Origin of the sequence: Epilithonimonas lactis, assembly GCF_900110605.1 — a bacterium.
GTDB classification, from domain to species: domain Bacteria; phylum Bacteroidota; class Bacteroidia; order Flavobacteriales; family Weeksellaceae; genus Epilithonimonas; species Epilithonimonas lactis.
In genome coordinates this window covers 870110-883940 of sequence record NZ_FOFI01000002.1, presented here as the reverse complement: position 1 = coordinate 883940, position 13831 = coordinate 870110, and the positions used below count along the sequence as shown (strand labels likewise).

Sequence of the window (13831 nt, the reverse complement as noted above, 5' to 3'; positions counted from 1 at the left end):
TAGAAGTATTCTTATTTCTTATTGAAATCTCCTGCGTAAATCGAAGTTACTTTATCAAGAGAAATATATTTCTTCAGAACAGCGTTCACATCTTCTAATTTCAGGTTTTGGATCTTGGCATTTAGCTCGTCATACCTTTCCAATGGAACACCGAAAAGGAGTTTGCTATTTTCCAGGTTGATCAATGTATTCTCCATTCCAAGGCTTGTGGTGCGGATGTTGGCGTAACTTTTCTTATTGGAGTCCAATTCTTCTTGTGTGAAACCAGTTTTCAGAGCTTTGCTCACCTCATCTTTCACGGCAGATTCTACGGCATCACGTTTTGTTGGATTCAGGTAAGCATAGTAGTTCCAAGAAGAAACATCGTTGGTGACCGGAACGCTGAGGTACGAACCAACGCCGTAAGAAATACCGTCTTTTTCGCGAAGTCTCATTGGCAATCTCGCAGAAAGGAAACCGCCGCTTCCCAAGATCTCATTAGCCAAGACCAAAGCTGGATATTCTGGGCTGTCCTGCTTCATGGTAAAGCTTGAAGTTCCAAGTGCGACTGCGTTTTCTTTGTCTGGTGTGATGATATTTTTATCTACTTTCTTAGTTTCGAACAACGTAGGTTTTACTTCTTCAAACTTAGATTTTGCGGTGAACTTCCCGAAGGTTTTCTCTAATTCTGAACCTACAGCTTTTGCATCCAGACTTCCGATAATTGTTCCTGCTCCGTTGGATGCACCAAGAACATTGTTATAGAAATCTACAACTTGGGCGCGTGTCACTTTTTTGTTGTCCGCAATCTCTTCTTCCAATGTTGAAGTGTAGAAAATACTGGTTTTTGGATAAGGCGAAGAAAGTCTTGAAAGCTCGTTGTAGGCGATTGCTTCTGGATCTTTTAACTGTCCGTCCAGGTAAGTATTGTTTTCAGCAATGGTTTTTGTCAATTCATTTTCCGGGAAAGTAGAATTAGCTAAAATGTCCTGCATAATAGCCATTACTTTCGGGAAATCATTTTTGTAGGTAGAGAACTGAACCATAAGGTTTTGCCCAGAAGTATAGAAATTGAGCGAAGACTTCATCTGATCCAATTGATCTTGGATCTGCTCCTTTGTTCTGGTCTTAGTTCCGGATTTTAATAGCGAGGCGGTCATACTTGCCACAGCCGATTTGCCTTGAAGGTCTTTCTCATTCCCAATTCTGAAACGGAAGGAACCTTGGATCTTGTCGCCTTTCAGTTCTTTGTTGATCAAGCCGTATTTCATCCCGTTGGAAAGTGTGCCTTCGGTCAGATTTTTCTTGATGTTGGCGATGCTGGTCTCAAAAGGTGCTGGTTCTTTCTCCAAAGCTTTACCTTTGTAATCTTTGGTCAAAGTAGCGATTTGCTCAGACCTGAATTCTGTTGGCAAAACACGTTCTTCATTGGAAGAAGGGCGGAAAACGCCAAGTGTTCTGTTGTTATTTTTGAAATATTTTGCAGCAACTCTTTTGATATCCTCTAGTTTCAGATTCTCCACATTGTCTCGGTAAACGAAAGCCAGTTTGTAGCTTCCGGTTCCCACGATCTCTGTGAATCCAATGGCGTAATTGATCGTATTATTTTTTTCTGTCGCAATGTCTTTCAAGAGTTTTGATTTAGCTCTATTCAAGTCTTCTTCTGTGTAATTGATGGTTGAAATCTTATCCAACTGCGCTTTGACCAATTTTGCAGCTTCATCCAGATTTTTCTCTTTCGAAATATCAAAGTTATAATAAATAATACCCGGATCTCTCGCTGGAATATAATAGGCCCAAACAGACGAAGCATTGCCAGAATCTACAAGACCTTTGTACAAATAGCCTGATGGATCTGCGGTAAGAATCTCATTCAAAGCACTAAGTGCCGCATAATCCTTGTCTGCAAAAGCTGCCGCGTGATAACCTGCTGCGATGATTTGCTGGTCATTATTTCTTTTGATCTCAAAATATTTCTCACCATTTTGAGCTGGTTCAACTGTATAAGTTCCGCCTAATTCCCTCGCTGGTTTTGGAATTGCAGAGAAATAATCACCTACATATTTCAAGGCATTGTTCTCATCAAATTTACCTGCAATGACCAACGTGGCATTATCTGGTTGGTAATATTTTTCATAGAATTTGCGAAGCGTTGGTGCCTTTACCCTTTCGATATCTTCTTTACTTCCGATGGTGGAATTTCCGTAGTTGTGCCAAGTGTATGCATTAGAAAAAACATTCTGGATCATCACTCTCGTCGGATTGTTTTCCCCGATCTCAAACTCGTTTCTTACCACAGAAAATTCTTTGTCCAGATCGGTTTGAAGAATTGTGGCATTGATCATTCTGTCGGCTTCCATCTGGAGCGACCATTTCAGGTTTTCGTCGTTGGAAGGGAAAATCTCGTAGTAATTGGTTCTGTCGTAATACGTTGTTCCGTTGGCTACACCACCTTTGTCGGACAATTGTTTCTTGATGTCGCCCAGGTTTTTGGTGCTTTTGAAAAGCATATGCTCCAGCAAGTGCGCCATTCCTTTTTCGCCGTAGCCTTCGTCTTTGGAACCTACGTTGTAGATGATGTTGACCACCATATTACTTTGTGATTGGTCTGGGATCAAAAGGACATTCATCCCATTGGAAAGTTTGTATTCCTTGACGCCTTCGATGTTTCCAACATATTTAGGAGTTTCGGCTTTTTGAGCGAACACAGGCATACTAAGGCCTGCGTAGAACACGACTGCCGCAGTCAGTAAAAAATTCTTCATGTTTTGATAGTTATATTTTTTTAGTTTTTAAATTTAATAACTTTTCATTAAAAATATATTTAGCTGTCAATCTTTATGAAAATCTTAACGTAATTTTGCAATTATGCAAGTTGAGAAGATAATTATGGGAATCGATCCGGGAACATCCATTATGGGTTTCGGGATCATCTCCGTGAAAGGCGGGAAGATGGAGTTGATCGTGATGCACGAATTGGTTTTGAAAAAATATGAAAACCACGAGACCAAACTAAAAGTTATTTTCGATAAGACCTTAGCGTTGATCGATGAATATCATCCCGACGAAACAGCTCTGGAAGCGCCATTCTTTGGGAAAAATGTTCAAAGTATGTTGAAACTCGGGAGAGCGCAAGGTGTTGCCATCGCAGCAAGTCTCCACAGAAATATTCCCATCACCGAATATTCTCCGAAAAAAGTAAAAATGGCCATCACCGGAAATGGGAATGCTAGCAAAGAACAAGTTGCTGGAATGCTCCAAAATCTTTTGAAACTGAAAGAATTTCCAACGAAATATCTTGATGCGTCTGATGGTTTGGCCGTTGCTGTTTGTCATCATTTCAATTCTGGAACTATATCAACCGACAAATCTTATTCTGGTTGGGACAGCTTTTTGAAACAAAATCCTGATCGGGTCAAATAGTTATAGATTTTTCTGTCAGGCTGAGGTTCTCGAAGCCTTTCTATTTGATCATTTGCCTTTTTCTTGCTGCTTATCCCTTGATTCTTGTCACCTGAATCTTTATCTTTGAATCGATGAATAATTCTCTTTTTGAAATCGTAGAACACACCAACCGTAGCATTTTTCTCACAGGAAAAGCAGGAACTGGGAAGACTACATTTCTAAACGACTTTGTAAAAAAAACCAAGAAAAAACACATTGTAGTTGCGCCGACAGGGATCGCGGCCATCAATGCTGGTGGCGTTACGATCCATTCGATGTTTGGATTGCCGCTCAGAACTTTTCTCCCGACGACAGAAAGAATCGACCAAAATCTAGGAAACAATATTCCGGATCTGATGGTCCATTTCAAATACCGAAAAGACAAACTAAAACTTCTCCGCGAAATCGAAATTATCATTATCGATGAAGCCTCGATGTTGCGTGCGGATGTTTTGGATATGATGGATTTTTCATTGAGACACGTTCGCAGAAATCAACAGAAGTTTGGTGGTGTTCAGATGTTGTTTATTGGCGACCTTTACCAGTTGCCTCCAGTTGTGAGAGACGAACATATTCTTGGAATGTATTATCCATCGCCATTTTTCTTTCACGCCAAAGCATTGGAAGGCAGTAATTTCATCACGCTGGAACTGACCAAAGTTTACCGACAAACCGATGAACATTTTCTGGAAATTCTCAATGCCATCCGAGACGGAATTACCGGAGACATCGACTTCGAAACGTTGAACGAGAGATATCAACCAGACTTTGACCCAAAAGATGAAGCGTATGTCTATCTCTGTTCGCACAACAAAATGGCGGACGACATCAATCAGAAAAAAATAAAAGAACTCGGCGGAAGAGCACATTCCTACACAGCCGATGTGAAAGGTGATTTCAAGGAAACGCAATATCCGAACGATGAGGTTTTGGAATTGAAGATCGGAGCACAGATCATGTTCATCCGAAATGACACTTCGCCAGACAAAAAATATTTCAACGGAAAACTCGCTCAAATCTCTTATCTTGATGAAGACGAGATCTCTGTGATCCTAGACGGAAGCGAAGAAGAGATCACTTTGAAAGCAGAAACCTGGGAACAGAAAAAATATTCTCTTGATGATGAGAAGAACATCAAAGAAGAAGTTTTGGGAAGTTTCAAACAGTTTCCGATTCGCCTCGCTTGGGCGGTAACGATTCATAAAAGTCAAGGTTTGACCTTTGACCGATTGATCATTGATGCTGGAAAAAGTTTTGCTTCCGGACAGGTTTATGTAGCACTTTCGCGTTGCCGAACTTTGGAAGGCATTGTCCTTAAATCTAAGATCACGCCCGAAGTGATCTTCAGTGACAAACGGGTTTCGAAGTTTCAGGACGAGACGCACGCCAATTCGAAAATCGAGGAAATCCTTAATTCTGAAAAGTACGATTACAGCATTCAAAAAGTCATTAGAAGAATCGATTGTGTTTGGTTTGTTTCCGCCCTGGAAAGCTGGATGGTGATGACCCGAAGTAGCAAATCCGTTGATAAGGACCAATCGCAAAAACTTTACATCACTTTAAAATCCGAAATAGAAAATCTGAAACTTATCTTTCAGAAATTTGAAAGGATCTTGCTTCAGAAAACCCAGAAATTCCTGAAAGGTGAAGAGGAATGGCAAGAGGTTGAGGTCAAAGCAAAAGGTGCGGTCAATTTCTTTTTCTCGCATGTGAACGAGAAGGTTTTTTCGCCTCTAAAAGATTTTTATTCAGAGACAAAAGGTATTAAAGGTTTGAAAGCCTTCAACGAGGATTTCCGCGTTTGGCTGGATGATTTGGAGGAATATTTGAAAGATCTGAAAGACGTTCATCTTTTGGAAACACCTTTGTTCGACAAAGAAAAAGATGCTGTGATCTCGATGTCCATCAATAAAGTTCCGACGCACGTTTTGACCTATCAATTGTTCCAGGATGGAAAAACCATTTCTGAAATCGCCAGAGAACGAGGTTTGGTAAATTCCACGATTTTTGGGCATTTATCTAAATATGCTGAGCAGAATTTGCTAGATAAAAGCGACTTGCTGAGAATCTATCCAAAGGAAAAAGTAAATGCTTTCGAAAAGGTTTTCAAGCAAAGTCCAAAAGAGAACATCAATGATTGGAAAGCGGCTTTGCCAGCGGATTTTGATTATGGTGAAATCCGGTTGATTTGGAATTATTATTTGAATTTGAATAAATAACTTATGCTTACAGAATCTGAATTTTCTAAAGAATTCGCAAATCGTTTGATTCAAAAAGTTGACGGCCTGAGAATAATTTTAATTAATGGTCTAGAAATCCAAACAGAATTTGAAGGTTCAACCGAATATAGACACTTTTTAAACAATTGTTATTCAGAATATTGCAGAAACCCTGATGAAATTGAAGAAATTTTCTTAAAATATTTGAATGCCACTGATAGTATCTATAATATTAATAATGATATAAATATTAATGACATCTTACCAGTGATTAAAGATCGAAGATTTCTTCAAAATTTACGTGAGTTAGACAATAACTTCAAAGAAAATAATGTCTTTGAAAAATACAATGATGAACTTTACATTTTCTATGTTGAAGACACAGAAACCAATATCAATTATCTAAGTAGAGAAAATGTTGAAAGTCTAAATATAGATCCAAGTAAGCTTAGAGAAATTGCGATAGAAAATTTATTAAATTCTATAGAAATTGAGAAGCACGGAGAAGACGGTTATTACATGTTGGTAGTTGATGGCAATTACGAATCAAGTTTGATTTTACTTGATATTTGGCATGAAGAAAACTTTGAAGTAAGTGGCGAAATAATTATTGGAATTCCGGCTCGTGATTTATTGCTGATAACAGGAAAAAATGATATTGAAAATCTTGAAAGACTTAAGAACACCATAAAAGAAATCAGTGAGGAAGGAGACCATTTAGTTTCTGAAAAATTATTCGAATATCGGAATGGAAAATTCGAAGCAATTTAAAATAAAAATCGATATAAATAAAAAGCCACAAATAAACTTTGTGGCTTTCATATTTTTAAAGAATAAGATTTAATTGATCAATTCAAATCTTGCATAGTCTGCGATCTTCTTTGGCAATTTGATGCCGTCTTCGGTTTGATTATTTTCTAACAATGCGGCCATAATTCTTGGCAAAGCCATTGCAGAACCGTTTAGCGTGTGAACCAATTGCGATTTCCCGTCTGCTTTGTAACGGCATTTCAAACGGTTGGCCTGGAAAGTTTCGAAGTTCGAAACAGAGCTTACTTCCAACCACTTTTCCTGCGCTGCACTCCAAACTTCGAAGTCGTAGGTCATTGCTGCGGCAAAACCTGTGTCGCCACCGCAAAGTCTAAGGATTCTGTAAGGCAATTCCAAATCTTCCAAAATGGATTTGATATGCTCTACCATTTCTTCCAAAACAGCGTACGAATTTTCAGGTTTCTCTATTCTCACAATCTCCACTTTCTCGAATTGGTGAAGTCTGTTCAAGCCTCTCACGTGCGCGCCATAACTTCCCGCTTCTCTTCTGTAGCATTGAGAAAACGCTGTATTCTTGATTGGCAGATCTTTCTCATCCAACAAAACATCGCGGTAAAGATTCGTCACCGGAACTTCCGCCGTTGGAATTAAATATAGATCATCTGCATTGATGTAGTACATTTGTCCTTCTTTATCGGGCAATTGTCCTGTTCCGTAGCCAGAAGCTTCGTTCACCACGTGTGGCGGATTCACTTCGAGATAACCTGCATCAACGTTCTTATCCAAGAAATATTGAACCAACGCTCTCTGCAATCTTGCACCTTTCCCAAAATAAACAGGGAAACCAGCACCAGCGATTTTAACACCCAATTCGAAGTCGATCAAATTGTATTTTTTCGCCAATTCCCAGTGTGGGATTGCACCTTCACCAAGACCTTCAACCGTTGTAGATTCGTAAATGATTTCATTATCATCAGCCGAAACACCCGCTACGACTTTCTCGTAAGGTACATTTGGGATTTGATACAGAATGGTGATCAAGGCTTTCTCGGCTTCAGCAAGTTGAGATTGTAATTCTTTGCTCGATTCTTTGTATTGCGAAGTTTTGGATTTTGCCGCTTCAGCTTCCTCTTTATTTCCTTCTTTCATCAAAATTCCGATTTCTTTCGAAATTTTGTTCATCTCGGAAAGTTGTGAGTCTAGCTCAAACTGTAGTTTTTTTCTTTCGTCGTCCGCATTGATAGCTGCATCGATCAAATCTAATTCCTTGAAGCTTCTTTTCTTCAAGCCTTCCAAAACGCGCTCTTTGTTCTCGCGCAAAAAATTAACCTGTAACATAGTTTGGTTGTTGGTTGATAGTTATTGATTGTCAGAAATTAATGTTCTGACTGTCATTGCAAATTTAAGGATTTTATTTCACGATCGTCACAATGTTTGGCTGGCCTGGAATTTTTGTGAATTTCAGTTCACCATTATACCAAAGTTTTGAGATCTGAAAAGCTGATGGTGTGGACTTGTATTCAATCTTGATCAAGTCTTTATCGCTACTGGTTGCCGACTTTGTTAATTTAAGGGCAAATAGGGAATAGTAGATCTGCTCATTATCATTGCTAAGAGAATCAATCTTCAATCTGATTGCTCCAGCCGGATAATCGAGATAAGTAATTGTATCCGAATCCTTTAACAAACTGTATCCAGTAATGACTAGCGAATCTTTTGGTCCCAAAAGGTCGAGCAAACTAGCAGACGTGTAAGATCCTTTAATTTTAGGATTCAACAAATCAGGATTCGTAGAATTTTTAATATAAAGTTTCAGAACCTGATCAATAGATTGCGTTTCTTCCTGATCTCTTTGGCAAGAGAACAATAGAATAATAGCCGATAAAAGTATGGATATCTTGAGTTTCATCTTTGCAAAGATAAAAATTCTTTCAAGACAATTTTCGGTAGTAGGATAAGAATCCGCCCATTAGCAACAATCCGGTTATTAATAAGGTTACTGACTGCGAAATCGCCATTCCTTCAACACCAAATTTCGGAACGAAGAAAAAGGACAAGCCCAATAAAATGGCCAATGCAAATGCAGAAATAATGGTATTGTACTCCATTTTTCCGACAGCCGACAGGAGATTTCCGTAGAGATTTCTCATCAACATATTAAGAAGAAAAGCGCCTGTTAGAATCAAAAATGGTGTTTCAATTCCTTGATACTTTTCTCCAAAAAATAATGTCACGATGAAATCATCAAGCAAAAACATGGCGAAGAAAATCCCTAGACAAAGCGGAATGAAAATCTTATAATAATTTGAAATATAATATCTTAAGAACGACTTATCCCGATGTTTCTTAGCTAGTTCCGGAAAATCGCTTTGCATAAAAGTCATTGCGATGAAAGTCAAATTGGCTGGAATCAGAATGGCGGTTTTGTAATTGGCAACCGCAGATTCATTCATCAAAAATCCCATCAAGATAATATCCAAAGAAAAAAGAGCATCACCCAAAACGGCGGTGCCTGCGGTGAAAAGTCCATACTTCCAGATCTCGTTTTTAGAAAATTTCAGTTCAACTTTTTCTGAAAAGTTGATATTCTGAAACCAGAACAACGAAAAGAATGGCATCAACATCATCGCAATCAAATAGCCGACAATTCCGAAGAAATAAGTGAGGACGAGAATCAAAATCAAACCAGAAATGTTGACAACGTTATTCAATCGTGCAAACTCACGATTTCTACCGCTGATCCGCAATTGCGACTGAATGTGATTGTAAAAAAAAACACCAATTAACCTTACTGCAAAGGCGATAAAAAGGAAAATGATTTTTTCAAACTTATCTAAATAGAAAATTGAACAAAGTAAAAACACAAAACTCAACGCCATTTGATAATAAAAACCTTGCTTCAAAAGATAAGCTGAAAGTGCTTTTTTCTCTTTAGAATTTTTCGCAATCGAGCCATATCTCAACAAGATCTGCTGACTTCCAAATCCGCTAAACGCCAGAAAAATAGCCGATAAAGACGCTACAATACTTATTAATCCAAAATCATTTTCAGACAATAATCTGATGATAATGAGTGACCCGATGAATCCACAGATCTTAGCAACAAGCAAAGACCCAAAGACAAAATGACCTTTGTTTTTTAAAAAATTTCTAAGAAAATCCGAAAGGCTTCCCACTATTTGAAAAATAATTTAAAAATAGCTAAAATATTGACACCCTGACTTTTCTGATAGAAATCTTTTTGTCCGAATAGAAATTCGACATCTTTTTTTAATTCTGGATAGTTGTCCAACCGCCAAATATTTTCTTTGAAATAAGTTTGATAATAATCCTGAATATCCTGCGAATTGTAATAATAAAACTCGTACGGATACATACTTGTTTTCTCGGTTTGCTTCGTAATCTTGGCGTTCCAAAGCTTCGAAAATCGCTTTTTCACTTTTGGTCCGAACGTACTTTTCCATTGTGCATTCGGTTTCATTCCGGTCTTTTCCCAGATGTAATCGCTGGCATTTGGTGTAAATTGATTCAGCCATTGCAAGTAGAGTTTTTGATTGATTTTCCATTTTTCCGGAAGACTGATGGCAAATTCCAACATCGTTTTGGACATAAAAGGCGAAGTCTGATACGCGTATTGCTCAATCACCTGCGCGCCCAAAACCGTCCTGTTGTAAGCGACATTTCTGAGGTAAAATAATTCTTCGGATTCGTATTGGTTCAAAACCTTTTCAAAATCCGATTTTACTTTGGGAAGAAATTTTGGATTGACCACAATCTTAAATTCGCCCGGCTTTTTGCGATATGGAACCGTATTGAAACCGCCTAAAATCCCATCACCAATCGAACCGCTGTGCACGATTTTGAAATCTTTGTTCTTCAAATTTTCAAAAGCATATTGGATATGAATTCCGCCTGTGAAAAGTCCGCAACCTTCGGATAATTCCGTGAGTTTGTCGATGTATTTCAAGTAAATTCCGCCATCCAAAGATTGAAACGTGTAGGGAATGTTGTAATCCTTCGCAATCTGTCTGGAGATTGTCTCGTCTAAATAGCCGGACTGCGAAAAACAAAACGTTTCGTCTGGTTTTTCACCCAATTTATCAGCGTAAAGCATCGCAATTCTACTGTCCAAACCGCCACTTAGCAAAGTAAAATGTTTGGAATTGAGTTCATTATCTTTCTGATATTCCAAAGCAATATTTTCAGAGAAAATCGAATCCAAATCGTGAACCGCTTTCTCTTTAGAATCCTTGTAGTAAGCGATATTTTCTAAGTCAAAATACTTTTTCTTAAGAATATTTTGAGTTTTCAAATCGATTTCGATGTAATGTCCATCGAGGATTTTGAAAATATTTTCAATTGGCGTTTCGTTTTCGAGCATATTCCCAAACGTCAATAATTTGTAGAGATTATCGATATTTGGAGTGATAGAAATAGTGTTTTTTTTCAAAGTTTCACTTAATCTAACCAAATGAGAATCGATGAAAACATGTTCATTTTGCTTAGTGTAAAAAACACGTTGTGTGGAAGTTGGATTGGTAAAAATGAATTTTTTTTGATTTAATTTATCCCAAATGAAACCCCGGAACTCGCCATCCAATTCTTTGATGGAATTAATATTTTTATTCTGATAAAGACTTAAGAAAAAATCTTTAAAATCAGAATACGAAGATTTTTGAAGAAGTTGTTTTTTATTAAGAATAATTCCTTCAATCGCGATTTCAACTTCATCATTTTTGATAACAAAAGAATCGTAATCATTCTCAAAGAAAAGATTGATATTGATTTGATTTTCAGAAATATGAATATTGAAACCTTTCATTTTAGTTCAATATTTTTTCATAAACCGCTGTGAATTGCTCTGCGATTGCCGTTTTGGAAAATGTCTTTTCTGCGTAATCTGCGATTTCTTTTTTGTTGGTTATTTCCCTTTCGTTCAGCAGTTTTTTCATTGCATTTTCCAAAAGGAGTTCATCGGGCTCATCCACCAAAATCCCAAAATCGTTTGGGAAAAACTCGGAGATTCCGCCGACATTTGTAGAAATTACTTTGATTCCGGATGCGAAAGATTCTGCAATCACACAAGGTTGATTCTCATCATTACTAAATAAAACGAAGCAATCCGAAGTCTTCAGTTTTTCGGAAACTTCTAGCAAAGTCAATGTGTCAAAAACTTCGATTTGGTTTTCGAAACCTTCTTTTTTTACGATTTCTCGCAAGGTTTTGGTTTCGCCGTCGCCACCGATTTTTAACTTCAATTTGTAGCCTTCTTTTAGTAATTTGATGGAAACGTTTAATATTTTATCAGCGTTTTTCCTCGGAATCAAATTGGAAATATGAACGAAGGTAAAATCGTTATGAGCTGAATTGATTGGTTCAAATAACTGTGTATCAACCACATTTGGAATCACGTGCATTGGCGTTGTAATTCCCAATTCTCCAAGACTGATTTTCAAATCATTGCTGACCGGCAACATCATAGAAGATTGATTTCCAATGAATTTTGCAATTTTCTTCACAGGACCAGATGTGGAATTTTGATTAATTTTCCGAAGCGCCGTCCAATGTTCCGTGACCACAAACGGAATTTTGAATTTCTTCTTGAGGTAAACGGCGAAAAGCATATTGTTGTGAAGCACGTTCGCGTGAACCAAATCTGGCTTTTGCATTTTCGCAAATCCCATTTTGTAAGCTTTCATTCTTCTGATGAAATTCTGAATTGGATTTTTAGAATTTTTGTAATAAATAACCAAAGTTCTAATTCCATTAATTACTTTATCATCAAAAATGTAAGTTTCTTTTTGATTAAAATCTCCGATGGTGTGCAGGATTTCCACATCGTGTTTCATTGCAACCGCTTCCGCGTGTCGTTGCACGAAGTTGCCGTTCGTAGGTTCTAATTTGTTTGGAAACCAAGAAGAAAGGAAAAGTATTTTCAAAGTTTGATTTTGAAATGATTGAAATTGAATCTTGAATTAATGAAAAACTAAGAAATAGTCGAAGCCCAACTTCTGCTGAAAGGCTGTAAAAAATGGCTCAAGAAATCCAAATAAGTATTCTTAGAAAAATCAAAAACCTCGATGTCTTTTGACAATTCGCCACTTCTGACCTTGTTTTTAAAATCAATGAGTTTCAAAGTTTTGACTTCACCATTTTCTACGAAGCTGGCTTTCATTCTGTCAAATAAACCAAGCTCAAACTCTGAATCCAATTCTCTCATCACTTTGCCCAACGCATCAATGCTACAGCCGGAAGCCACTTCTTTTTCCTCATCTACACAAATGATGATGAATTGATTTTTCTCAATCTTGAAAGAAGAAGAAAGTTCCTTTCCATGAGCTGCCCAATCGCCTAAGAAATCGTACAATCTCTCTGCAATGGTTTTGCTTTCTTTGGCTGTAAAAGGTCTTGAAGCTGGATATATGATTACGCGATAATCGCTCGTTTCAACAATATTTGATTCCTCGATTTTCATAAGAAGAGATTTATTGATTTTAATTTGTCTTACGAATCACCAACTGATCTTGTAAGAATATTTTGAAGATATAAAATTACGGATTTTTATCCAATTCTGTAAAAAGGAAAAACCCAGAATTAATCTGGGTTTTTGTATTTATAAATGTCGCTAAAATTACAAATCTTCCGCTTCCGCCAAAAGTTCTACGATATCTTTAACTTCTACTTCTGTATTTTTATTGAAATGTTTTACGCCGTCTGTCATCATCGTATTGCAAAATGGACAACCTGTCGCAATGATCTTCGGTTCGAATGAAAGCGCTTCTTCTGTTCTTTCAACATTGATGTCTTTGTTTCCCTTTTCAGGTTCTTTGAACATTTGCGCACCTCCAGCTCCACAACACAATCCATTGGTCTTGCAACGTTTCATCTCAACTAATTCAGCATCCAATTTTTCAAGGAGCATTCTTGGTGCTTCGTATTCGCCGTTTCCTCTTCCGAGATAACAAGGATCGTGGAAGGTGATTTTTTTGCCTTTGAAACTTCCGCCCTCGATTTTCAGTCTGCCATCATTCATTAGATCTTTTAAGAACTGTGTGTGATGCAAAACTTCGTAATTCCCACCAAGACTTGGATATTCATTCTTCAAAGTATTGAAACAATGTGGGCAAGTCGTCACAATCTTTTTGACTTCGTAAGCATTTAAAACTTCGATGTTGGTCAAAGCCATCATTTGGAACACGAACTCGTTTCCGGCACGTTTTGCAGGATCACCTGTGCAAGATTCCTCCTGACCTAGAACAGCGAATTCAACACCGATCTTATTCAGAATTTTGCAAAATGCTTTGGTTATTTTTTTAGCACGATCGTCGAAACTTCCAGCGCAACCGACCCAGAAGAGAACTTCCGGAGATTTGCCTTCTGCAGCGTAATCTGCCATTGTTTTTATAGTGAAATCCATT

At 37.7% G+C, this 13831-nt stretch carries 11 protein-coding genes; 3 read left to right on the top strand and 8 right to left on the bottom strand.

Features of this window, described 5'->3' with window-relative positions; all coding sequences use genetic code 11:
• Window positions 1-11: 11 nt before the first annotated feature.
• On the bottom strand, window positions 12-2744 hold the full coding sequence (locus BMW39_RS09355; RefSeq protein ID WP_051879853.1) for a M16 family metallopeptidase: 2733 nt from the start codon (window positions 2742-2744) through the stop codon (window positions 12-14).
• 103 nt (window positions 2745-2847) lie between these two features.
• Between BMW39_RS09355 and ruvC the strand changes: the two genes are divergently transcribed.
• The 3 genes from ruvC to BMW39_RS09340 all read left to right on the top strand — a co-directional run bounded on the left by ruvC (window position 2848) and on the right by BMW39_RS09340 (window position 6413).
• Window positions 2848-3402: a crossover junction endodeoxyribonuclease RuvC gene (ruvC, locus tag BMW39_RS09350; RefSeq protein WP_034974054.1), complete on the top strand. Its 555-nt coding sequence runs from the start codon at window positions 2848-2850 to the stop codon at window positions 3400-3402.
• 113 nt (window positions 3403-3515) lie between these two features.
• Window positions 3516-5642 (top strand): helix-turn-helix domain-containing protein, encoded by a 2127-nt coding sequence (locus BMW39_RS09345; protein ID WP_034974053.1) that lies wholly within the window; start codon window positions 3516-3518, stop codon window positions 5640-5642.
• A gap of 3 nt (window positions 5643-5645) precedes the next feature.
• Window positions 5646-6413, top strand: coding sequence for a DUF1444 family protein (locus tag BMW39_RS09340; RefSeq protein WP_034974051.1), 768 nt, complete (start codon window positions 5646-5648; stop codon window positions 6411-6413).
• A 69-nt stretch (window positions 6414-6482) separates the two neighbouring features.
• Here the strand turns inward: BMW39_RS09340 and serS are convergent, their stop codons facing one another.
• The 7 genes from serS to BMW39_RS09305 form a co-directional block, all read right to left on the bottom strand.
• Complete coding sequence (serS, locus tag BMW39_RS09335; RefSeq protein WP_034974049.1) at window positions 6483-7751, bottom strand: serine--tRNA ligase; 1269 nt, start codon at window positions 7749-7751, stop codon at window positions 6483-6485.
• A 73-nt stretch (window positions 7752-7824) separates the two neighbouring features.
• A complete protein-coding gene (locus BMW39_RS09330) occupies window positions 7825-8322 on the bottom strand; it encodes a hypothetical protein (RefSeq protein WP_034974047.1) in 498 nt (165 codons plus the stop codon).
• 22 nt (window positions 8323-8344) lie between these two features.
• Entirely contained in the window at window positions 8345-9589 is a 1245-nt protein-coding gene (locus BMW39_RS09325) for an oligosaccharide flippase family protein (protein ID WP_051879852.1), read from the bottom strand.
• A complete protein-coding gene (locus BMW39_RS09320) occupies window positions 9589-11235 on the bottom strand; it encodes an asparagine synthase-related protein (RefSeq protein ID WP_034974045.1) in 1647 nt (548 codons plus the stop codon). The genes BMW39_RS09325 and BMW39_RS09320 overlap by 1 nt, the downstream gene beginning before the upstream one ends.
• Before the next feature lies 1 nt (window position 11236).
• Window positions 11237-12352 carry a glycosyltransferase gene (locus BMW39_RS09315; RefSeq protein ID WP_034974043.1) on the bottom strand — a complete coding sequence of 372 codons (1116 nt, stop codon included), beginning with the start codon at window positions 12350-12352 and terminating at the stop codon, window positions 11237-11239.
• Window positions 12353-12399: 47 nt separating this feature from the next.
• Window positions 12400-12888: a hypothetical protein gene (locus BMW39_RS09310; protein ID WP_034974041.1), complete on the bottom strand. Its 489-nt coding sequence runs from the start codon at window positions 12886-12888 to the stop codon at window positions 12400-12402.
• 156 nt (window positions 12889-13044) lie between these two features.
• Window positions 13045-13830, bottom strand: coding sequence for a (Fe-S)-binding protein (locus BMW39_RS09305; protein WP_034974039.1), 786 nt, complete (start codon window positions 13828-13830; stop codon window positions 13045-13047).
• Window position 13831 lies beyond the last annotated feature (1 nt).